Source organism: Gordonia hongkongensis (genome assembly GCF_023078355.1).
GTDB classification, from domain to species: Bacteria; Actinomycetota; Actinomycetes; order Mycobacteriales; family Mycobacteriaceae; genus Gordonia; species Gordonia hongkongensis.
The window spans coordinates 1,125,873-1,150,369 of sequence record NZ_CP095552.1; the positions used below are offsets into that span (position 1 = coordinate 1,125,873).

Here is a 24,497-nt window from a genome sequence, read left to right on the forward strand (position 1 = left end):
GGGTGCCGGTCGGTGACGACAAACTCGGACAGGAGAAGGCTGCGCATGGTCAGTGGTGAGGCAAGGCGTTGAATTCTTTCGTGTCGGTGTTTCGATCACAGGGGCGACGCATATGTGTGCGTTTCACCTATGAGTCGGACCAGCGCGAGGTGGGAGTTCGCGCGCGCACACATCGAATGGTCATGAAGTCAGTTGCGGGACCGGGGGGATCAGACGGTCGGCCCGGCCCGTGAGCCCGGGTCTGCCCGGCCGTGGCTGTGAACGCCGGGACATCGTATGAACAATTCGTCCAACCCGGAGGTCGCGGCACCCGACGCCCCGCGTCGTTTCACCCTCAGCGCGGCCCAGCGATCGCTGTGGTTCACCCAGCAGGCGGCGCTCGATGTGCCGATCAACGTCGCCCAGTACGTCGAGATCGACGGCCCCATCGACGCCGAACTCTTTGTGCGCGCGACCAGCACGGTGGTGCAGCGCGCGCAGTTCACCCAACTCCGGTTCGTCGACACCGAGGACGGGCTGGTCGGCGTGTACGACCCCGGCCTGCACTACTGGGCCGACATCATCGATCTCCGTGACCGGCCGGACCCGCGCGCCGTCGCCGAGGAGATGATGGCGCAGGACTATTCGCGACCCCTCGACCCGCGGGTGGACCGGACCGCGCGCGGGTGCCTGTTCCGGCTGTCCGACGACAAGGCGCTGGTCTACAACCGCGGTCATCACCTGCTCTCGGACGGGATGGGCGGCAAGGACCGGATGGTCGAGGCCCTCGCGGCCTATCACGCGGCGGTCACCGGCGAGCCCGCACCGCCCCAGAAGCCGGTCGACCTGGACCTTCCGGCCCGTGCCGACGCCGAGTACCGCCAGTCGAAGCGCTTCGCCACCGACCGCGCGTACTGGCAGGAGAACATGGCGGGCGTGGGGATCGCCGCGACCCTGGCGCATCGCCCGGGGCGTCCCGCCGCCGTTGCCAGACGCGTCGCCGCCGCGGTGCCCGCCGACACGATGGCGCGGTTGCGTGCGGCCGCACAACACGGTTCGACGATCCTGCCCAACGTTCTCGTCGCCGCCTTCGCGGCCTATCTGGGCCGCGCGGCCGCGCAGGGCGACGAGGTGATCTTCCAGTTCCCGGTCGCCGCGCGGACGACCGCGGCGCTGCGTGCCACCCCGCTCCCGGTCGCCAACATCGTGCCGCTGCGCACCGGGGTCACCGGATCGGGCAGCGTCGCCGACGCGCTCGCGTCCACCCAGGCCGCGCTCATGGGCGCGCTGCGGCACCAGCGCTACCGCGGCGAGGACATCTGGGCCGACCTCGCCGCCGACGAATCCTCCGGGGCGACACCGCGCACAGCGGCTCAGGAACGCTCCGGCCCGATGCTCAACCTCATGTTGTTCGACCGCGAATTCCCCTGCGGCGAAGCACGAGCCACGTTTCACATCCTGACCGTCGGCCCAGCCGACGACCTGACGATCAACATCTACCCGGTACCCGGTGAGGATCAGGATTCCTCGCTGATGATCGGCGTCGAGGCGAACCCCAACCGGTACGACGACGCGGAGGTCGCCGAACACCACGGGCAGTTCCTGTCGATGCTCGACACGTTCGCCGATGCGCTCCTCCGGGCACCGGACACCCGCGTCGACGATCTGCCGCTGCGATTCTCCGACACCTCGGCCGGAGAGGCGCGTGAGCTGCCGGCGAACGAGGCGCCGGACGCGGGCACCGTCTGGACGGCCCTCACCGACGTCGCGCTGCGTCACCGGCACGAACCCGCCGTCGAGTCGGGTGGAACATCCCCGGACGCAACGCTGCTGACCTTCGAGCAACTGCACGCGCGGGCTCGCGACCTCGGCGCCCGGTTGCGCACGCTCGGAGCGCGACCCGGCTCGGCGGTCGGCGTCCTGGTCGGGTCGGACGCGGACCGGGTGCTGTCGTGGTGGGCCGTCGCGGCGACGGGGGCCGCCGTGATCCTGCTCGATCCCGCAGCACCGCAATCGATGTCGCCGAATGTCCCGGGGGTGTCCGGCGTGCTGGTGATCGCCGACGACGATGCGGACGTGCCGGCCGGCGTCCGCGCGGAGGACGTGCACACGCTGTCCGGACTGACCGGGGTCGCGCCGTCGGCGGAGCCCGTGTCGTCCCGTCCGGAGGACACCGCTTGCTTCGTCGTCGGCGCCGAGGGTGTCGTCGCGCTGCCGCAGCTGGCCGTGGCCGCGCTCATCGTTGACGGCCTGTTCGCGCCGGAAGCGTTCGGCCACAACGTATCCGACGCGGGACATGGACAGCTCGCGGTCACGGCGCCGATGGCCTCCTGGGCGGCCCACCTCGAGATCGTCGCCGGTGCCGCGCACGGGCTGCGGCTCGTTGAGCCCGACGCCGCCGGAGTGACGCACCGGATCGTGCCCTCCGGGCTACTTGCCGACGACACGGGGCACGGCGCCGCGACGACGGTGCTGATCGTCGACTCCGGCGCCGCGCCGGCGCCGGCCGTCCGATACGCCGCCGGCCGCGAGGTGCGAACCGGCTACAGCCCTCGGGGCGTGCTGGGCCCCTTCACCGCAGCGAACCGGGTCCGTCCCGACCAGCCGATCGACCGGCCACTCCCGAGCGGGCACCCGCGCGACGGCGTCGGCATCGCGATCCTCGACCGCCGTCTACGACCCCTGCCGCCCGGCATCACGGGCGACGTGTACGTCGTGGGAAGCGTTGTGCCACAGCACTTCGCTGGGGAAGGCTCGCGTACGTCGACGACACTCGTCGCCTGTCCGTGGCATCCCGGCCGGCGCATGCTGGTCACCGGCGACCGCGGGCATCTCGAACCGGGGACGGGACTTCTCGTCATCGATCACCGCGCCGGTGAGATCGTCGAGATCGACGGCATCCGAGTCGATCTCGCACTGCTCGAACGTGCCGCCGCGGAGGTCCCCGGTGTTGCGGCCGCGACCGCGACCGTACTCGGCGACGGCGACGGCGACGGCGACGGCGACGGGCTCGCGCTCGGACTCGTGCCCGCCCGTTCCGCGTCGTCGGAGGCGACCGAACCCCCTGATCCGCAACGGATTCGGGCGGCGGCTCGGCGCCGGGTCAACGCGGAACTCCCGGCGGTGCTGTGGCTTCGCCGGGTCACGATCCTGGATGCGGTACCGCTCGACGGGTTCGGCGGCGTCGACCGGTCTGCCGCCGCCGGGCTGATCGCCGCGGCGCCCGAAACGCCCGCCGCGCGCCGCCGTCCGTCGACGCCGATCGAACGCGCCGTTGCCGACGCGGTGACGTCCGTCCTCGGCGTGCCCGACCCGTCCCTGGACGACGAACTGGTCCAGCTCGGCGCCACGTCACTGGGATTCATGCAACTGGCCACGCACCTCGGTGGCACCTTGCAGGTCGTCGTCAGCGTGCGCGATCTCGGTGATGTCACGACCCTCGCCGAACTCGCCGCCGTCCTCGAGGCCTCCGCGCCGCGCCGCGCCGCGCCGGGTGATCCCGCGGGCACCGTCCGCTACCGGCCGACCCGCGCGCAGCAGGAGATCTGGCTGCTCAATCGCGCCGACCGGCAGGCGACCGTTTATCACCTGCCGGTGCATGTCGTTCTCGCCGAGGGTATCTCGGCCGAAGTCGTCCGCGCCGCACTCATCGACGTCGCGGCGCGGCACGAGGCGCTGCGGACCGTGTACCCCGACAACGGCGGGGAGCCGGTCGCGGTCGTCCGCGGAGTCGACGAGGCGAGTGTGGCCGCGCCGATGACCGCGGCCACCCTCGACGCGACCGGCATCGACCTCGCCGTCGCGGCCCCCTTCGACCTGACGGTGGACCTGCCGTGGCGTGCGGTCGTCGACGAGACCGGCGAACGGACCGAGCTCGTACTCGTCGCCCACCACATCGCGATCGACGAGTGGTCGCTGCACACCGTCGTCGACGACTTCGCGCATGCACTGCGTGCTCGTCTCGACGGTGCGACTCCGGTGTGGACCGAGGACGCGGTGGCCTTCAGTGCCGCGCTGTCCGCGCGGCCGGCCGCGGTGGATGCGGCGGCCGAGGTCTATTGGGCGAAGACATTGCGGGAGGCCCCTTCTCGCCTCGTGCTGCCGGAGCCGGCGCAACCGGTGCCGGCGGGACTCACCTCCGGCCCGGCGACCGTCCTGCGTCGTGACGTCGACCGTGGGGCCCGGGACCGTGCCGCTGCTCGTGCACGCGAGTCCGGGACGACGCTCAACACGATGCTGTGCGTGGCGCTCTCGGCCGTACTGGCCGAGTACTCGGATTCCGACGACTTCGTGCTGTCGGTGCCGGTCTCAGGGCGATTCACCACCGAGGAACTACGCCCGGTCGGCATGTTCGTCGAGACGGTGCCGGTGCGGATCACCGGGGTACGGAGCAATAGCGTTGCGGAGGCCCTCGCCCGCGTGGGCGCGGGCCTGACGGCGGCGATCACCCACGCCGACGCGGCACCGACGGGGCTCGCCGATGTCATCTTCGCCTATCACGCCTCCCGGCCCGACGTCGCCGACCCGGCGGTGTTCGCCGAGGTCCAGACCTTGTCCGCCGGCCAGGCGCGAACCGCGTTGGAAGTAACCGTCTTCGACGAACCGGACGGGTTGTCGGTCGCGCTGACCGTCGCCGAACGCCGGGTCGACCCGATGGCTGCCGGCCACCTGCTCGACCGATTCGTCGAGACGGTCGCCGCGCTCGGTGTCGCGACGCCCGACTCGGTCGTCGCGGCGTGCATCCCGGTTCCCGCCGACCGGGCGCTCTCCGCCCGCAGCCGCCGGACCGCTCCCGTCGACCCGATCGATGCCCTGCGACGCCGTGCGCAGGCGAAGCCGGGCGCCGCCGCCGTCATCGCCGACGACGCGATTCTGACCTACCGAGATCTGCTCGGTCGCGCCGAGGCCCTCGCGAACACGTTGCGGGAGAACGGGGTACAACCGGGCGACCGAGTCGCGCTGTCGCTGCCCCGGAGCGTCGAGACCGTGATCGCGATCGTCGCGGTGCTCTTGGCCGATGCCGTGTACGTGCCGATCGAACCCGACGATCCGCCGTCGAGGACGGAGCTGATCGTCGACGCGACCGCACCCGTCGCGGTGATCGAAGCCGGGCCGGCGGTGCGCGCCGTCGCGACAAGCGAACGTGCACAACCGGTTCCGGGTGGCGCCTATGTGATCCACACCTCCGGCTCCACCGGCGTCCCGAAAGCCGTGTTGGTGACCCGCGCGAATCTGGCGGCCATGCTCGGCGCCGCGCTGGACACGATCGCCGCGTCCGACGACGACGTGTGGAGCTGGGTGCACTCCTACGCGTTCGACTTCTCCGTCTGGGAGATCCTGGGGCCGTTGGCCTCCGGTGGTGCCGTGGTCGTACTGGAGCGCGCCACTGTGCTCGACCCGCGCTTGCTGGCGGCGGCGATCGACCGGTACGGGGTCACCGTCTGTTCGCAGACCCCGACGGCGTTCGGCAACCTCATCGACCCGACGGTGGCCGCCGTCGCCCCGGACGCCGGATCACCCGCGTTGCGAGCCGTCGTCTTCGGTGGCGAACCGTTGTCGCCGGGGCTGTTACGGGAGTGGTCGGCCGCGCATCCGGACGTCCGGTTGGTCAACATGTACGGCATCACCGAGACGACCGTGCACCTCACTGCGGTCGACGTCGATGTCGACGACGCCCGGAGCGACATCGGTGTCCCGCTGGACGGCGTCTCGACGGCGATCCTGGGCCGCGACCTACGCCCGGTTCCGGTGGGCGCCATCGGCGAACTGTACGTGAGCGGCGACCAGGTCACGCTCGGCTATCACAATGCCCCGGCCACGACCGCCTCGCGGTTCGTCGCCGACCCGCGCGGCACCGGCCGCCGAATGTACCGCACCGGCGACCGCGTACGCGAGATCGCCGGCGGCCGCATGGTCTATCTCGGCCGCAGTGACGACCAGGTCCAGATCCGCGGGCACCGCATCGAACTCGGTGAAATCGCGTCGGTGCTGCGCGAGCACCCCGGCGTCGGTGACGCGCGCGTGCTCCTCGACCCGGGCAGCCGCCGCGGCGAGGAACGGCTGCTCGCATTCGTCACCGAGGACGGCCTCGCCGACTTCGATGTGCTGGACGCCCTCTCCGCCGAGCAGATCCTCGTGTCCTGTGCGAACAGGCTCCCGGCGCACATGATCCCGGCGCGACTCGCGATCGTCGACGGCTGGCCGATGACCCCGACCGGCAAACTCGACCGCCACCGGCTCACGGGTCTGCTGCCCGAGGTGCCGACGGGACCGACCCGAGCACTGACACCGGCCGAGCAGACCGTCGCCGACGCCATGCGCGCCGTGATCGGCACGGACGCCGTGCTCGCCGCGGACACCAACTTCTTCGCGGCCGGAGGAACCTCACTGTCGGCAGCGCGACTCGCGGCCACACTGACGGGCACCGGCGACCAAGTCTCCGTCGCCGATGTGTTCGCCCACCCGACGGTGGCCGCACTCGCCGCGCAGATCGAGTCCGCGGCGAGTTCGGGACGCACGATCGCCGACGGCTCCCGGACCGGTCTCGCCGACTTCGCAGCCGCTGACGGGGTGGATCTGCCGCTCACCCCCGAGCAGATGGATCTGTGGCTCCGGTGGCGCACCGAGCCGGACTTCACCGGGTATCTGATGCCGCTCGCCGTCCCCGTCGACGCCGGCCCCGACGAGCTGCGCGGTGCCCTGCTCGAGATCGTGACGCGGCACGACGCGTTGTGCACCGTGTTCCCCTCGGGCCCCGACGGCCCGGTGCAGCGTCGCCGACCCGACTCCCATGTCGCGGGTGAACTGAGAGAGCAACTGGCGCAGACGGTCTCGGTCGCAGACATCGACTCGGTCGACGCCGCGCTGGGTGCGCTGCACACGCCGATCGACCTGGCCGCCGAACTGCCCTGGCGGGTACGGATCTGCGCGGTGGACGGGCAGACCTGGCTTCTCGTCGTCGCGCACCACATCGCGGTCGACGGCGAGTCGTTCGGCATCCTGTCCGCAGAGCTGCGATCCGCACTGTCCGGGACCCTCCCGGCACCCGCCGATGTCGACTACCAGGAGTACTCGGCGTGGCGAGCCGGGTCGCTGGCCGCCCGGCGGACCGAGCTCGTCGCGCACTGGGTCTCGGCGTTCGATCGGGCGGTCGAACCACTGCGCCTGCCCGAACTGAACCCGGCGGCCCCGCATCCGTCCGCGCCGGAACGAGCGGTGGTGCACCGTGCGCACCGGTCGCTCGACCGCACCGAGACCGGAGCACTCGACGATCTGGCGGTGGCCAGACACAGCACTCCGTTCATCGTCGTGCACACCGCGCTCGCGGCGGTGCTGACAAGGCAGTCCGACGCCGAGGTGGTCACGATCGGCACCGCTCTGTCCGGGCGGATCGACCCGCGCCTGGTCTCCGTGCCGGGGCTGTTCGCCCGTGCCGTACCCCTGCACACCCCGATCGACGTCGACCTGCCGTTCGTCGATCTCCTGGCCTCGGTCACCGCGGTCGACCTCGGCGCGTTCGCGCACGCCGACCTCCCGCTCACCGAGATCACCGAGATTGCCGATCCCGGTCGGGTCAAGGCGGGCACCCCGCTGTTCGAGGTCTCCCTCGGCGCCGTCCCGGACGAGCTGGTGGCGGCGAGTCTGGCTGCGGCAGCGGATGTCCCGTCGGACGCGAGTCCCTTCGGGGGAGTGCCGCTGTTCGGTGTGGACGTGTCGATGTACCGCCGGGACGGTGCGCTGCATCTGATGATGACGTGCACGGATGCGGTGGCGAGTGCCGCGAGACTGGACGCGCTGTGCGACCTCGTCGTCGAGACGATCCGGCGCGGGGTGCGCGAACCGAACCGGACGGTCGCGGCGCTGCTCGCCCCGTCGGACTCGACGTCGGTGCCGGAAGCCGCGCCGCAGAATCGGAGTCGCGAGTTCGAGACGCTCGACGAGCTGCTGACCGGTGGGCTCGCTGACGATCCGGATGCGATCGCGGTCGTCGACCGACGCCATCCGGTGCCCGGGCCGGGTGTCTCGCTCACCAATTCCGATCTCGACCGGCTCGCGTCGTTCATGGCTCGCACGCTCATCGACGCGGGAATCGGTCCGGGGGACGTGGTGGTCGCCCTGCTGCCGCGCTCGGTCTTCGGCGTGCTCGCCACGGTCGCGGTCGCCCGCGCAGGAGCGGCGTTCGTGAACGTCGACCCAGCCGACCCCGCGGGGCGCCGGCAGATGATCATCGAGCGGTGCCGACCGCGTGCCGTTGTCACCCTCGCGGCGACCGCGGAATCCGTGACCGGCGGCATCCCGGTGCTCGCCCTTGACGAGTTGCTCGCCCGACATACCGATTCCGTTGCGAATGCGGCGGATTCGCTGCCGTTCGCCGCCGCCGAGCGGGTGCGCCCGCTGTCGGTGGACGACGTCGCCTACATCACCTTCACCTCGGGGACGACCGGACTGCCCAAGGGTGTGCAGGTGACCCATCGGGGCCTCACGGACTGGGCGCGCGACACCGTGGCCCGATTGCGGCTCGACTCGTCGGACGCGGTGTTGCACACGTATGCAACCGGATTCGACGCCCACCTGATGGGGCTCGTGCCCCCGCGGGTCGCCGGCGCCACGATCGTCGTGTGCCCGCCCGATGTCATCGCCGCGGACGAGCTCGCCGAGTTCGTCGACGCCGAACGGGTCATCGTCCTGCTGACCACCCCGTCGGTGCTCGCGACCCTGCGGCCCGACGAACTCCCCGGTGTTCGTCACGTGGCGGTCGGCGGTGAACCCCTCGGCGCCGGGCTGGTCCGGGAGTGGACGGCCGGCCACACGCTGAGCAACGAGTACGGCCCGACCGAGGCGACCGTGGCGGTGAGCAGCGCGCGGTACACGGCGACTCCGGGCGGACCGATTCACATGGGCGCGCCGCTGGTGGGTGTGGGGATGTATGTGCTCGACCGTGCGCTGCGACGGGTGCCCGACCACACCGTCGGCGAACTGTACCTTTCCGGGAACTGCCTTGCCCGTGGGTATCTCGACGACCCGGCGACGACGGCCGGGGCGTTCGTCCCCGATCCGTTCAGCACCGACCCGTTCAGCGCCGGCGGGCGGATGTACCGGACCGGTGACCTCGTCCACCGTCGTCCCGACGGCACGTTCGTGATCCACGGTCGCACCGACGATCAGGTGAAGATCCGCGGCGTGCGGTTGGAGCCGGGTGAGGTCGATGCGGCGCTGTCGGGGCTGCCCGGCGTGGCGACCTCGGTGACCGCGACGCGGACCACCCCGGCGGGCGAGAAGATCCTCGTGTCGTGGGTCGTGGTCGACGGAGACGATGCGGAAGTGGCCGACCTGCCTCGTCAGCTCGCGCACCTGTTGCCGCGCAGCATGATCCCGAGTGCGATCGTCGGTGTCCCGGCGTTGCCGTTCGGACGCAACGGGAAGATCGACGTGGCGGCGCTGCCCGATCCCGATTTCGCCGGTGCGGCAGCGGGTTCGGATGTCCGCCCCGGGCGGCCGCCGTCGGGGGCCACCGAGGAACTGGTGACCGCGGTGTGGGCGGAGGTCCTCGACCGTCCCGTTCAGTCGCTGGACGCCGATTCCGATTTCTTCACCGAGGGTGGTACCTCGCTGTCGGCCACGCAGGTGACGTCGAGGCTGACGGCGGCGACCGGTGCGGACATCGGGGTCCGCGAGATCTTCGAAGCACGCACGGTCGCGGGAGTCGCGCGACGTGTCGACGAACTGCTGGCCGGGCCGGGTGATACCGGCGCCGGAAGCGGAGTGGAGTCCGGCGCGGCACCCACCCGACTCCCGGTGCCGGAGTTCCTGCCGCTCGCATATCCGCAGCGCCGCATGTGGATTCACCATCAGTTCGATCCGCGTTCGACGGCCTACCATGTTCCGCTCGTGTTGCGGATGAGTGGCCGTGTCGACCTCGCCCGCCTGCGGAAGGCGGTCGACGAGGTGGTCGCGGCTCATGCCGTCCTCCGGACGGTCCACCCGGATTCGCCGTCGGGTCCACGGCAGCGCCGGATCGAGCACCGGAGTCCGGTGCTACGGCATCACCTCGTCGACGCCGCGGCGGGTCCCGAGGGTCTCCGTCGTGACGTCGAGGACTTCCTGCGACGGCCGTTCGATCTGGAGTCCGAGACCGGGTTCCGGGCCGCGGTCTTCGAGCTCGACTCGGCGGAGGATCCGCACACCCATCTGGCGGTGGTCCTGCATCACGTCGCGATCGACGGGTGGTCGATCCGGGTGCTGCTCACGGACCTGCTCCGTGCCTACGACGGCCAGCGGCTCTCGGTCCCCGCCGACGAGGCGTTCACCTATGCCGACTTCACGCAGTGGCAGATCGCGCGCCTTGGCGACCCGTCCGATCCGCGCAGCAGATACGCACGGCAACTGCGTTTCTGGACGTCGACGCTCGCCGATGCCCCCGGCCCGCTCCGGTTGCCGGGAATCGCGGACACCGGCGGTCGGCCGCGCGACGCTGCGACCGGGCGGTTGTCGGCGTCGATCGTCGGCACGGATTCACTGCACCAGACCGCGAAAGCGATGTCGGCGAGTGTGTTCCAGGTGGCGCACGCCGCGCTCGCGACGGTGTTGGGCCGGTGGACCGGTGAGTGGGACCTGCTGATCGGCGTACCGGTGCACGGCCGGCATGCGCCGGAGTGGGAGTCGGTGGTCGGCATGTTCGTCAACACCGTGGCCCTGCGGACACGGCTGCATCCGGGGCTCCCGATCCGCGACGCCGTCGTGCGGGCTCGCGATGCCGCCCTGGCCGCCCAACCGCACAGTGAGGTCCCCTATGAGGACGTCGCCCGCACGGTCCGTCCCGACGGCCGGGAGGCCGGGGACCCGCTGATCTCGGTACTGCTGGTCAACCAGGACGTCGTGCCCCAGTCCTCCGGCGAGGTCGTGCTCGGCGGAGCGTCGGCGGGTGGCCCGGGTCCCGAGGCGGATGCCGTGATTGCCACGCTGGTCCCGGAGTACACCGCGACCGTGGACGCCAAGTTCGACGTCGAGGTCGTTCTCGCCGAACGCGACGACGAGTTGCACATCACGGTGGTGCACTCCGCCGCCGTCCCGACCGTGGTCGCGCAGGCACTTCTCGACGACTTCCGCCGATCCGTCCTCGCGGCGGCAGCCGATGCCGATCAGCCGTTCCCGGAGGTCGACGGCCCGGCCGTCGACGTCATTGCGGCCGAACGGGTATCGGGCACCGCGGTCGTGCCGGATGGTGCCGGGGCGCCGTCGCATGCGGTGTCCTCGGCCCCACTCGTCGCGGCGATCGCCGACGCGATGGCCGAGGTGCTGGAGGCCTCACCGGGTTCGGTGGGGGACGCCGACGACTTCTTCACGATGGGCGGTACCTCGCTCTCGGCCACACGGGTGACCTCCGCGCTGGGGCGCCGGCTCGGCGTCCGCGTGCCCACCCGGTTGCTCTTCGAGAACCCCACCCCGGTCGCGCTCGCACGGGCGGTGACCGAACTCCCCGCGGAGGGGACGGATGCGGGAGGCGGTTCGCCGACCGGCGCGTCGGAGGCCGACCTCGGCGACCTCCCACTCGCCCCGACGCAGCGCCGGATGTGGGTGGCCGCGCAGATGCTCGGAGCGGTGCCGATCTACGCCGTGCCCGCGGTGGTGCCCGTGCCGCCCGGAACCGACGAGTCTGCGGTCATCGGCGCGGTCGAGGCCCTCGTCGACCGCCATCCCGCGCTCCGTACCCGGTATCTCGCGACGCCTGACGGTCCCCGGCAGCGTGTTCTCGACGCCTGGCGCCCGTCCCTGCGGCGGGTGGGTGCGGCCGAGCTCACGACGCCCGCGGGGATCGGGATGCTCGGGGAGGCCTTCGATCTCACCGGTGAGCCACCGGTCCGGGTGTGGCTGGTCACCGGCGACGATCAGGTGACCCCGGTGGCGGTCGTGGTGATCGCGCACCACATCACCATGGACGGTGAATCCGCCGGCATCGTGCAGCGTGAGCTCGCGTCGCTGCTGGCGGGTCACGACCTCGGCCCGGCGCCGACGGGTTTCGCGGCGGTCGCCCGGCAGATGGCGGCCGACGACGAGCGATCCCGGGTTGCCCTGGTGGACTTCTGGCGGCGCGCGCTCGAGGGGCACAGCGGCGAGCTCGACCTCGCCCAGCGCCGCCCCGTCGTTCGGGACCTGCGGACCTCGACGACCGAGTATCTGCTGGACGATGCGGTCGGACAGGCGATTCCGGCGGCCGCGCGCCGGGCGTCGGCGAGCGAGTTCCACATCCTGCACGCGGCGCTGGTGCTGGCCCTCGCGGTGCAGTCGGGGTCCGATGACATCGCGCTGGCCACGCCCGCCTCGATGCGCCGCGACTCCGACACCGCCGGCACGGTCGGCATGCTCATCTCCACCGTCGTGTTACGCACCCGGATTCGCCCCGGCATGACCGTCGGCGAGCTGATCACGGCGGTCCGCGACGACGACCTGGCGGCGCTCGATCATGCTGCGATCGCCTTCGACGATGTGGTCGCCCTGATCGATCCGCCGCGCGTCCCCGGGCGGCATCCGCTGGTACAGGTGGCGTTCTCGATGGCCGATCCGGAGATGCCCGGGCCCGACCCGGCAGACACCGGCGCGCCGACGTGGATGTCGCCGCGCAGCGAGTTCGACATCCACGTCGAGGCGGTGCCCGACGCCGGCGGCTGGCGGTTGCGCGTCCACCACGGCCGGGAACTGTTCGACGAGGGCACGATTCGTGCTCTCGGCGAGCGAGTGGTCGCCGCGGTCGCCGCCGTCGTGGGGGAGCCGTCACGTCGTCTCGCGGCCATCGAGCCGCTCACCGGCGCGGAACGACGCTTCGTCGCCGACCGGGCGCGGGCGTCATCGACGACGGGGCCGAACCGCTGCTGGCCGAGCTCTTCACGACGGCTGTCGCGGCGTACGGCGACCGTCCCGGCATCGCCGACGAGCACCGGTCCCTCACCTACCGCGAATTCGACGGGTGGGTCTCGGTGACCGCCCGCGCGATGCGACGTCGCGGGCTCGGTGCCGGTGACGCGGTGGCCGTCGTGGTGCCGCGGTCGATCGAGTCGGTCGTCGCCATCTGGGCGGTCAGCCGGATCGGCGCGGTGTGCGTACCGGTCGACGTCACCTACCCGACGGCCCGGATCGACCACGTGGTCGCCGGGGCGTCCGCGAGTGTGATCACGCCCGCCGACATTCCCGCCCAACCGACGGAACCGGTTGTGTCCGAGCCCGTCACATCGGTGTCGCGCGACGCGCTGGCCTACGTCATCACCACGTCGGGTACCACCGGGACCCCGAACATCGTCGGGGTCACCCATCGCGGCGTACACCGCGTGGCCTCGCTCGGCGACGCCGAACCAGACGACCGCGTCGGGATGGCCATCAGTCCGGGATTCGACGCCACGTTCCACGACATGCTGTTGCCACTCGCCGCCGGCGCGACCCTGGTGGTGGTCCCGGCCGGGATCACCGGCGGGGACGACCTCACCCGGTTCCTCGACCGCACCGGGGTCAGCGTCTTCACGGCGACGCCTTCGGTCGTCCGCACACTGCGACCGGCGGCGATCGGTGCGCTGCGTCTGGTGTACATCGGTGGCGAGGCGCTGTCGGCCGATCTGGCCGCGGTGTGGTCGGAGCACGCCCAGGTCCTCAACATCTACGGCCCCACCGAGACGACGGTGACCGTGTCCACCAGTGCGTTCCGGCGCGGCGACCCGATCCGGCTGGGGCATCCGCGACCGGGCATCGGCGCCGAGGTGCTCGACGCCCAGCTACGCCACGTCCCGCCGGGTGTCGTCGGCGAGTTGTACATCGGCGGAACCGGGGTCGCCCGTGGCTATCTCGGTGATCCGGCGCTCACCGCTGCAACCTTCGTCGCCGGCGCCGACGGCGTTCGCCGCTACCGCACCGGGGACCTGGTGCGGTGGGATCGCGACACCGGCGAGCTGGTCTACGTCGGCCGGGCGGACCGTCAGGTCAAGATCCGGGGTCAGCGAGTGGAACCCGCCGAGATCGACGCGGTGATCGTGCGGGCGGGCTCCGAGCGCTCGGTGACCGTCCTGCGGCCGGGTCCGGTCGGACCGGCGCTCGTGTCCTATGTGGTGGCACCGTCGGTGCCGGCCACCGAGCTCCGGGCCGCGTGCCGATCGTCGCTGCCGCGGCACATGGTGCCGAGCCGGATCGTCGTACTCGACGACCTGCCGCTCAGCGGCGCGGGCAAGATCGACGTACGCCGACTGCCCGAACCGGCCTGGTCGGAGTCCGTGCGCGAACCGGGAACCGCCACCGAGGCAGCGGTTCTCGACGCCTTCCGGGCCGTGCTGGGCGACGCGGCGGCCGGTCCGCACGCGGGCGCAGACGGTGCCGGGACACCCATCGGCATGGACGACGACTTCTTCGCCGCCGGTGGGCATTCGCTCGCCCTGCTGCAGTTGCGGGACGAACTGGCCCGCCGGACGGGCCGGGTCGTCGACGCGGCGGAACTCTTCGGTCATCGCACCCCGGCCGAGATCGCACGGCTGCTCGACGACCCGGCCGCGGTGGATCCCGCGGTCCGACGCGTCGTGCCGCTGTCGCCCGAGGGCACCGGCCGACGACCCGAGATCTGGTGTGTGCACACCGCGACCGGGATGGTCGAACCGTTCCGGGCGCTGGGCGAGTCCCTGCCGTCGGCGTCGGTGTTCGGCCTGCAACTGCCCGAACTCGTACTCGCCGAACGCGATCTGCCGACGACGATCGAGGGCATCGCGGCACTGCACGTCGAGGCCATCCGGGCGACTCAGCCGCAGGGACCGTACCGGGTCGTCGGATGGTCCGTCGGAGGTGTCGTCGCCCACGAGATCGCACGCCGGCTCGTCGAACTCGGCGAAGAGGTCGCGCTGCTGGTGCTGCTCGACGCGCGGACGCCGGCCGAACTGGCCACGGTGGACGACGTGGAACTGCGAGCCGCCGATCACCCCCTGCGTGCCCTGGCCGAGCAGCACGACCCCGACGCACTGCGGCGCTTCGAGGACCGGACGAGGGGCCTGGCCGCGGCGGCGCGCTCCTACGACCTGCGTCCGGTGGCCGCCGGTAAGGTCCTCTACGTTGCGGCGCAGGACAACCCGGACCCGGACGCCTGGACGCGTGCGGTCGATCCGGACGGACGGGCCGTCGTCGACGTGCTGCACGCCGGTACGACGCACGCAGAGCTGGGGCATCCGGACGTATTGGCGCGGGTTGCCCGCAGAATCGAGGAGGAATGGTGACCGGATCCGAAGCGGCGACGCCGCAGATGTCGATCCTGTTCGTGTGCACGGGCAACATCTGTCGTTCACCGATCGGCGAACGCGTGCTGACCGGCCTCGCCGGCCGGGCGGGTGTCCCCGTGACGTCGTCGAGCGCCGGTGTCGGAGCGCTCAACGGGCAGCCCATCCACCCGCACGCCTCCGCCGTCCTGGTCGAGAACGGTTACGACGCATCGGGGTTCGAGTCCCGGTATCTGCGTCCGCCGATGCTCACCGAGGCCGACCTCGTGCTGTGCATGAGCCGCGAACACCGTGCCGCCGCGCAGCAGATGGCCCCGGCACGCTGGAAGCGGGTGTTCACGCTGACCGAGTTCGCCGCGCTCTGCGACCTCGGCGCGCTGCCGGAGATCATCGCCGGGCGCGGACGCCTTGATCCGAACTCGGACCTGCTGGACATCGTCGACCCGATTGGCCGTCCCCGCGAGGACTTCGACCGGGTCTTCGCCGAGGTCGAACCGAAGGTCGGGGCGTTGGTCACGTGGCTGGCGGCGCCGGGAGCGAAGCGAGCGGGCCAATCGTCCGCCGAGCAGGCCTCCGCCACTCGAGCGGGCCGGCACGCGACGGGGGAGAGCCGATGATCCGGCGACTGGCGGGTAACCGCGTCGTCCAGGTCGTCGCGGTGGTGCTGCTGCTCGTCGCCGCCGCACTGATCTGGCTGGCGTACTCGGCATTTCAGGTCCGCGACGATCTGGAATCGGTGCGCGCGGATGCGAGCAGGGCCCGGGCGTTGATGCTCGACGGCGATCAGGCCGGCGCCCGTCAGGCGGCCGAGGCGGCGTCGGTGCGGGCCGACGACGCCCAGGACCGTGCGAACGGTTTCCTGTGGTCGGCTGCTGCGGCGGTGCCGGTCGTCGGATCGCCGCTGAAGTCGGTGCAGCAGATGAGCGATGCCGTCGCGGCGCTCTCGGCCGACGTGCTGGTGCCGGCTGCCGACCTCGCCACCGTGCTCGACCCGAATCGCCTGCGCTCGGGCAACACCGTGAACCTGGCACTGCTGCGGGACGCGCAACCGGCGCTGAAGTCGGTCGCGGAGAAGTCGGCGGCGGTGGCCGCCCAGGTCTCGGCGATCGAACCGAGTTGGCTGGGCGTCGTGGCCGATGCCCGGGATCAGCTCGCCGAGCAGGTCGAGGCGGCCGACTCGACGGTGCAGGCGACGAGCATCGCGGCCGAACTCGTCCCGTCGATGCTCGGTGCCGACGGTCCGCGCAACTACTTCATGGCGTTCCAGACACCGTCCGAGGCACGTGGCACCGGCGGCCTCGTCGGCGGTTTCGCGATACTGAACGCCACCGGGGGCCGGGTGACCATCCCTGAGCTCGGTGCGAATTCGGAGTTCCGCGACCCGGCCACCCCGCAGATCAACCTCGGCCCCGAGTACGACGCGATCTACTCCTACTACCGCCCTTACACCGACTTCCGGAACGGCAACCTCAGCGCCCACTTCCCCGACGCCGCGCAGATCTGGCTGGCGAACTGGCGCGCCCAGACCGGCCGCCAGCTCGACGGGGCGATCGCGCTGGATCCGATCGCGCTGAAGTATGTCCTCGAGGTCGTCGGCCCGGTGTCGGTGGGACGGGAGAAGATCACCGCCGACAACGTCGTCCCGATCACGCTGTCGACGGCATACCAGCGCTTCGCCGACGACAACGCCGCGCGAAAGGACTACTTGCAGGCCATCTCCCAGGCCGTGGTGAACAAACTCGTCACGTCCGGCGGCAGCACGCGGGATCTGCTCGAGGCGCTCGGCCGTGGCGTGCACGAGCGGCGGATCATGGTGTACAGCACCGATGCCGAGGATCAGAAGATCCTCGAGTCGACGAAGCTGGGTCACCAGATCTCCGACACGTCGTCGCCCTATCTGCAGGTGGCCATCGGCAATGCGTCCGGAACGAAGCTGGACTATTTCCTGCGGCGCGAGATCAGCTACACCTCAGGCGGGTGCGAGGGTGACACCAGAGAGTCGACGATCACGGTGAAGCTCACCAACACCCTCGACACCACGGACACCACCGACTACGTCGCCGGCAACCTCGGGACCGAACTGTCGGTGAAGAAGGGCACCAACCTCGCCAACGTCGAGTTCCTGGCGACGAAGGGCGCGGTCCTCAAGGAGATGACCCTCGGCGAGGGCGGGGCCTTCTACGTCGAGCAGGCCCTGCACGGCCGGCCGTACTACTCGACCCGCGTGGGCATCGCACCGGGCGAGACCGCCACCATCGTGCTGAAGATCGACGAGCCGACCTCGGCACACGGGGACGCCGAGGTCCCGATCCAGCCGCTCGTCGACGACCCGACCGTCACCGTTGACGTCCCGGCGTGTGGGCCGGAGAACTGAGCACCCGGAGCTTGCGGAGGGCGCGTCAGCCCCTGCTCCCTGAGGAGCGTCCGGAGCTTGCGGAGGGCGCGTCCAATCCCGCTCCCTGAGGAGCGTCCGGAGCGTGCGGAGGGCGCGTCCAATCCCGCTCCCTGAGGAGCGTCCGGAGCGTGCGGAGGGCGCGGCCAATCCCGCTCCCTGAGGAGCGTCCGGAGCGTGCGGAGGGCGCGTCACGAAGGGTCTGGCGACCGAGGTTGCGAAGACCCTTCGTGACGCTCGCAAGCTCGCTCCTCAGGGAGCGGAGGGGGACGATCGCAAGCTCGCTCCTCAGGGAGCAGGGGGGACGCTCGCAAGCTCGCTCCTTGCGGAGCAGGGGGCGGCTCGCAAGCTCGCTCCCAGATTTTGCGGTCCCCGCCGGCCCGTCCCCGGCCGACGATCTGACCGGGAACGGAGCCGATTGGGGCGTCACTGTGGAGTTGTCAAGGAACGGATGCGGTCCCGGGTGTGGCCCGGGTGCGAAAGGGTGCTGCGCGAAAGTGTGTGTCGGAGGGCCGGTCAGGCGGCGTCGTCGAGGCGCATGGTGCGTCGGTTGTATGCGGGTAGCGGTCGGCGTTGCGGATCGATCGACACGGGCGGTACGAGCCAGGGGTGGCGGTCGAAACCCATCACGATGTCCCAGCCGTGGTGGTGGACTTGGGTGTGGCAGCGTTGGCAGAGCAGGCAGCCGTTGTCGAGGTCGGTGGGACCGCCGTCGGCCCACGACTTGATGTGATGCACCTGCGTATGGGACGGCGGTGCACCACATTTGACGCAGCACGCGTCGCGGACGATGATCGCTTTGCGTAAGTGTGACGGATACAACCGGCGGGTGTGACCCATCTGAAGCGGTACGCCTTCGCTGTCGAGGATGATCTCCGTGAGCGAGCCGTCGCACGACACCTGTTTCGCGGTGGCATGGGTGACCGATCCGGTCCACGGCAGCGTTGCGAGGTCTCCGGTCGCGGGGATCGTCAGCATCAATTGAGTGCGTGGGGAACCAACGGTATCGAGGGTAGCGCCGATCGCGGCTTGGTCGAGGATCAGTTCGAAGGCGTCGGCGCGGCGTTGCTCGGCGGTGCGTCGATCCTGTGCGCCGTCGGGTTCCGGCCTGGGGCAGGAGCGTTCATCGATCATGGCCTGGAACTTCTCTCCCACGATTTGGGTGAGGTCGGCATGTACTTCGACGCGGCCGTCGTCGGTGGTGTGGGCGTTGACCGCGTTCAGCGATGGGTCGTCGGCGGCCGGTACACCGGTGTCGGCGCCGTCGGCGAGTGTGTTGCCGATAGTCCGCGCATGCTTGAACACGTCTGTCGGTGTTGCGCCCGAGAGTGCTTGGGCAATCAGTTCGATCTCATAGCGGGAGCGCTCATCCTCGGAAAGCGCTTCACCACAACGCTTGTCGATCTCGTTCATGCCGCGGACGATGGCATCGACGATCTCGCTCGACAGTCGCCCGTCGGCAGCGTGACGCGCCACAGCGGGCAGAGTGGGCAGGACGTCGACACTGCGCATGGTGCGAAGAGCGGCGGCCGGTGCATGTCCTGACTCGATCAGCAGTCTCTTGGTGGTGCTACCGGCCTTCTGGGCGACGCCTAGTTCGTCGAGTTGTGCTGCGTGCGAGACGATCTGATGATCGGCGAGGTTGCGGATCAGACGCCACGTGTCCAGGGCGTCGAATGTTGCTCTGCCCGTGGGATCGTCGGCGGGTGGGGCGGTCTCGACGAGCTGATCGAGGAGCGTGGTGAGCTCTGGCATGACTCCAAGGTACAGGAACATGGGTTCGATTTCGAGGAGATTCCACAGGCTCGGAAATCGCGAAACTGTTTACTTTGCAGCATTATTCGTTGACTGTGCCTCGATCGTGGTCAGTAGTTTAATCCTGTCACATACGTACCGTATTCTGTTCCAGAACGGTAGATGTGCTGCTGACCAACGACTGTCGTGTGCCCGAATGTCGCGCGTCGTCCTGCTGCAGAGGTATCTGCTTGTCCAGGAAGTGGTCGATTACTCCTGAGCGCAGGCGCTGCTCGTCGGGTGATTGATGGTGGACGCCGGTCACCGAGGTGGCACGGGAACTCAACGTCCACGAGATCGCAAGGTGCCGCCCGACCGAGGCGGCGGGTGAGTGCGCGGAACGGACCAGACTGCGTGCCGAGCTCGTCGAGAAGGGCCGTGATGTCGCGCTACGGAAGGAAAATTGCGGCGTACTATGCGGCGCAGCATCATCGGTGATTCGTTTCGAACTCGTCGCCGCGGAGTGTGCCGACCACCATGTCATGAAATACGTTGCGCCGCATATTGTTTCGCGGCCTGGGTTTTCTGCTTGTGCAGATCGGCAACGCCGCGTCGAGTTGACGCCACGACAGCGGCGGCGCCGCGATCTGGAAGTGTCTGGCGCACTTGCAGGCCACGCGACGCACCAACGGTTCACCGCGTACTACTGCCGCACGCCTAGGCGGGTGCGGTTTCTCAGCTCGATTCGGCGGCGTCGTTCGCGCCGGACCTGGTTGGCCGCCGGTTCGATCAGGGCATCGGCGGGGTCGAACCCGCTGAAGAATGATCGCCCACATCCAACATCGATCTACGTCAGACGAGCGACGCTGGTCGTCACCCGCCCTCGATGAATGCCCTGTGCGTTCGACACTCTCGGGCACGCGCCTCAGTAGTAGTACGGGTAATCGTCCCAGCGCGGGTCGCGCTTCTCGAGGAACGCGTCACGCCCTTCGACGGCTTCGTCGGTCATGTAGGCCAGGCGGGTCGCCTCACCGGCGAACACCTGCTGACCCATGAGGCCGTCGTCGGTGAGGTTGAACGCGAACTTCAGCATGCGCTGCGCTGTCGGCGACTTGCTGTTGATCCGGCGCGCCCAGTCGATGGCGGTGGCCTCCAGCTCGGCGTGCGGGGCGACGCGGTTGACCGCGCCCATCCGGTGCATGGTCTCGGCGTCGTAGGCCTCCCCGAGGAAGAAGATCTCGCGCGCGAACTTCTGCCCGACCTGCTTGGCGAGGTAGGCGCTCCCGTACCCGGCGTCGAAGGAACCCACATCGGCGTCGGTCTGCTTGAACCGGGCGTGCTCGGCCGAGGCGAGGGTCAGGTCGCACACGACGTGCAGCGAATGCCCGCCGCCGGCCGCCCAGCCGTTGACGACCGCGATCACGACCTTGGGCATCGTCCGGATCAGGCGCTGGACCTCCAGGATGTGCAACCGCCCGCCCTCGGCCTTCACCCGAGCCGCGTCGACCGTCTCGGCGCCAGCCGCCGCGACGTCGTCGTCGTGTGTCGTGGCGTACTGATAACCGCTACGCCCGCGGATGCGCTGATCGCCGCCGCTGCAGAACGCCCATCCGCCGTCCTTGGGGCTCGGGCCGTTGCCGGTCAGCAGGATCGTGCCGACGTCGGGCGACCGCCGCGCATGGTCGAGGACCCGGTACAGCTCGTCGACCGTGTGCGGGCGGAAGGCGTTGCGGACCTCGGGACGGTCGAATGCGACGCGCACGATCCCGTACTCGCGGCCCTCGCCGACGTGGCGGTGATAGGTGATGTCGGTCAGGTCGTCGAAGCCGGGCACCACCGCCCACGATGCCGGGTCGAAGGGTTGGCCGGAAAGTCCCTGGGTGTCGGGCGTCGCACTCATGGGGTCAGCCTATCGACGCGGCGACGGGGCGCTTCGCACGCCTGCAAGCGGCGGATTGGTCGGAAGAGGTCACGAAGTCGTGACGGGTTCGACGCGGATTGCATTCAACCATTGGATGCCTGCCGGTCTTCGGCTCGAACATCACCGAAATCTCAGTTTCGGATGCTTAGCTGTCCGTATGGCTGTTTGGGGGTGGATTCTGATCCTCGGGGGCGCGTGGTGTGTCGTGTCCGCGGCGGTCGCGGTGATCGTCGGGAGGGCGGTCCGGATCCGGGACGAAAAGGAACGCGGTCCGCGTGGCGTGCCGGACTACATACCCGAGTCCACGCGCCGGCTGGCCCGGGGCGGGGTGTGTGTGGATCTCGCCGACCGTCGACGCACGGAGGGGAACACCGACACCGACACCGGCTAGGGCACGGCACCGCCGGCTCTTATACGGTTGGCCGGTGAGCGAAGCGAACGATCGCGCCGTCGAGACCGTCGACGAGGACCCGCACGAGGGTGGTTTCCGGGCCAATGCGGCCATCACCACCGACCGCGGCGGACCCCGCTACGGCGAGTTCAGTGAGCAGGTCCGCCTGCTGATGGACAACGCCCGCTACGCCTGTCCCGACGACGAGCTCGTCGACGAACTCATCGAGTCACTGAAGGCGCTCAACGACCGGCTCGCCGATTCCCGGATCGACGAGTGGCACTCACCGGCGGGGACCCGCATCGACCTCCCGTCGCGCGGCAACATCACCCTGCCGCCGTATGTGGTCAGCGAGGTGAACGACAACGGGGTCGTCGCCGAACTGACGTTCCGCGATTTCCACCTCGGCGGGAACAACGCCGCGCACGGCGGTCATGTCGCGGTCGCCTTCGACGACGTGGGCGGCTTCGCGTCGGCGGTCGCGATCCAGCATGTCAGCCGGACCGCCTACCTGACCGTGCAATACCGGTCGATCACACCGCTGAACACGCCGCTGCGAATCCACGCCTGGGCGGACCGGATCGAGGGGCGCAAGGTCTTCATCAAGGGCACCCTGCACGACGGCGACCGCCTCTGTGCGGAGATGGACGCCCTGTTCATCAAGCTCAACCCCGGTCAGGCCTGACCAGCACTCGTCGGCGGGCGCACGGGCAGACGACGGCTCACCTCCACCGGCGCATCCGTGCGCGACAGTCGCAGCACGATGGTCGGCGCTTCGCCGGCGTCGAGCGGCCACGTCTCAGCATCTCGCGGCGCAGTGCGGCCAGTTCGTCGCCGTGATTGCTCGACAGTGTTCGCGCGGTCGCGTCGTCCCCGGCGTAGAGAAACGTCGGTGTCATGGGGTGAACCGCGAAGCCGAGACGCTCGGCGGCCACCCACAGCTGCTGCGCGACGATCCCACCGCGGAGGTAATCGGCGGGGGTCGTGCCCCGCTGCACCAGGACCAGGATCGCCGACGACGACTCGGCCCGGGCGCCGGCATCGGCACCGAGTGCGGCACCGCCACCCCATTCGTCGAGCAATGCCATCACATCGGAACGCCGCAACACGTCGAGCATCCCCGCCATCGCCGGCGGTAGGTCGAGCGAGGCGACGTCGATGCCCTCGGCGGCGGCCGGATCGGTGGTGAGCTCGGCGAACATCTCCCGGTGCAGTTCGGGCGTCAGGAACCGGGCGCGATCCGATCGGGCGATGATCGAGGCAAATCGGTCGATGTCCGCGCGGTCGTCGAGCGCCACCAACCGGGTCCGATCACTCGTGGCGGCATCGTGCAGTCGGACGAGATCGGAGGCCGACAGCGGTGATCCGTCCCCGACTCCGCGTCGGGTGCCGCGGGCGAGCAACGCGTCGAGTTCGGTCTCCGCGTCCGCAGAGCGCGACCCGGTGTCGATGCCCTTGAGGCGTGCCCGGCCGGCCAGCGTGTCGGCCGCGTCGACGATCTCGATGTCGTCGAGCACCCCGCGCGCGACGGCCGCGACCTGCGCGTTGTACAGGGCGGCGCCGACCGCCACCGCAGATGCCCGGTGCTCGACGTCGAGGGTCGAGGTGCGGGTGCGGTCCAGGACGATCGTGACGGCGTCGTCGTCGGCCATGATCTGCCAGGGCTGCTGGTTCCCGGCGGACGGCGCCCGGCTCGCGGCGTACACGACGAGTTCGCGATCGGTCATCGCCTCGATGGCGGGCTGCACCTGCGGACGGATCGGTTCGGCGTCGGCCGGTGGTTGTGCTGCGGGTATGGAGGCATGGGTGTCGATCGGGTCCTCGAGGCCGTCCAGCCAGGCGTCCCGGTCGAATCGGACGCGACCGGACGACAGGGACTTGCCCTGGACGAGGCGGCGGACGGCCGCGGCCACGGTGGCGCCGCCCAGGAGGACGTCGCCGCCGAGCTGCGGCCAGGCGGTGACCGTGTGCCCGAGCTCGATGGCCGACGCCGCCATCGGCGCGGTCACCTTCGTCGGCTCGAGTACCCGGACGGCGAGCGGGGTGAGCGACGCGCGGTCGAGTCCGACGAGATCTTCGATCCGCAGGTCGCCGGCCAGGCCGTGGAAAAGAGGCCGATCCGGTTCGATGTCGAATCTCTCGACATCGAGGGTTCCGCCGTCACTCGTCTCCATGAGGACCAGAATTCCTCGCTCGCGACATTTCTGGCGCACGAGGACCTTTACATCGAAAGAATCACATTCTTCGACGACGAGATCAAGGCCGTCGAGGAATTCATCGATGTTCTCGATTGTTATGCCGTCCACATGTACGACGGTGGTGAGATAGGGATCGATCTCGGAAATGCGTCTAGCGGCGATCACGGCCTTGTTGTCGTGAATATCCATGAGGGTCGCCGGAATTCGATTCATATTCGTGAGTTCGAGATCGTCGAAATCGGCAAGGCGTAATTCGCCGGCAAGGCCTTCGAGTGCGAGCGTGAGTGATATCGCGTGTCCCACACTCAAACCGACGACACCGATCCGGAGCTCGCCCGCAGCGTCTTGCTGCGACGCGGTCAGTTTGTGCCGGTTGCGGTCGAGCCGGAGGCGCCGGAACGTGCGCGGACCGGGGATCTTGACGAGGGCGTTACGCCAGGGAAAGTGCGCGTAACGAGGTGTCTCGTCCCGGAGAGCGGGCTCGGCGGGCGGGAGGAGTTCATCGAGCGCGCGGGCGGCGCCGGCCGTGATGTCGGACACAGTGAGGGACGGTTCGGCGGTCAACGCGGCGGGTAGTTCGTCCGGGAAGTAGAGGGTGGCGGCGGCATCCGGCGGCGTGTGCATAAGCCCATGGTGTCGCACGGGATTG

8 protein-coding genes and 1 pseudogene are annotated in these 24,497 nt (G+C 70.1%); 6 read left to right on the forward strand and 3 right to left on the reverse strand.

The features are described 5' to 3' along the window. The first annotated feature begins 276 nt into the window (after positions 1-276). The 4 genes from MVF96_RS05140 to MVF96_RS05155 are packed head-to-tail and all read left to right on the forward strand — an operon-like array spanning position 277 to position 17,586. Positions 277-12,954: a non-ribosomal peptide synthetase gene (locus MVF96_RS05140; RefSeq protein ID WP_247451554.1), complete on the forward strand. Its 12,678-nt coding sequence runs from the start codon at positions 277-279 to the stop codon at positions 12,952-12,954. Next, positions 12,897-15,212 carry an amino acid adenylation domain-containing protein gene (locus MVF96_RS24760; protein ID WP_247452059.1) on the forward strand — a complete coding sequence of 772 codons (2,316 nt, stop codon included), beginning with the start codon at positions 12,897-12,899 and terminating at the stop codon, positions 15,210-15,212. The genes MVF96_RS05140 and MVF96_RS24760 overlap by 58 nt, the downstream gene beginning before the upstream one ends. Beyond that, the gene (locus MVF96_RS05150; protein ID WP_247451556.1) at positions 15,206-15,829 is read left to right on the forward strand and encodes an arsenate reductase/protein-tyrosine-phosphatase family protein; all 624 of its coding nucleotides are present in this window, start codon (positions 15,206-15,208) and stop codon (positions 15,827-15,829) included. The genes MVF96_RS24760 and MVF96_RS05150 overlap by 7 nt, the downstream gene beginning before the upstream one ends. Continuing rightward, positions 15,826-17,586 carry a DUF4012 domain-containing protein gene (locus MVF96_RS05155; RefSeq protein ID WP_247451557.1) on the forward strand — a complete coding sequence of 587 codons (1,761 nt, stop codon included), beginning with the start codon at positions 15,826-15,828 and terminating at the stop codon, positions 17,584-17,586. Before MVF96_RS05150 ends, MVF96_RS05155 begins: the two co-directional genes overlap by 4 nt. A 534-nt stretch (positions 17,587-18,120) precedes the next feature. On the opposite strand, the gene MVF96_RS05160 is transcribed toward MVF96_RS05155, so the two are convergent. Both MVF96_RS05160 and MVF96_RS05165 read right to left on the reverse strand, forming a co-directional pair. Further along, positions 18,121-19,380: an HNH endonuclease signature motif containing protein gene (locus MVF96_RS05160; protein ID WP_247451558.1), complete on the reverse strand. Its 1,260-nt coding sequence runs from the start codon at positions 19,378-19,380 to the stop codon at positions 18,121-18,123. Positions 19,381-20,263: 883 nt separating this feature from the next. Further along, entirely contained in the window at positions 20,264-21,238 is a 975-nt protein-coding gene (locus MVF96_RS05165; RefSeq protein WP_247451559.1) for a 1,4-dihydroxy-2-naphthoyl-CoA synthase, read from the reverse strand. Between the two features lie 178 nt (positions 21,239-21,416). On the opposite strand from MVF96_RS05165, the gene MVF96_RS05170 reads away from it, so the two are divergent. Both MVF96_RS05170 and MVF96_RS05175 read left to right on the forward strand, forming a co-directional pair. After that, the gene (locus MVF96_RS05170; protein ID WP_247451560.1) at positions 21,417-21,650 is read left to right on the forward strand and encodes a hypothetical protein; all 234 of its coding nucleotides are present in this window, start codon (positions 21,417-21,419) and stop codon (positions 21,648-21,650) included. A gap of 34 nt (positions 21,651-21,684) precedes the next feature. Then, positions 21,685-22,335: a PaaI family thioesterase gene (locus MVF96_RS05175; RefSeq protein ID WP_247451561.1), complete on the forward strand. Its 651-nt coding sequence runs from the start codon at positions 21,685-21,687 to the stop codon at positions 22,333-22,335. Here MVF96_RS05175 and MVF96_RS05180 read toward each other — a convergent pair. After that, a pseudogene (locus tag MVF96_RS05180) lies at positions 22,326-24,472 on the reverse strand (Rv1355c family protein). The gene MVF96_RS05175 and the pseudogene MVF96_RS05180 sit on opposite strands and share 10 nt — an antisense overlap. Between the last annotated feature and the right edge of the window lie 25 nt (positions 24,473-24,497).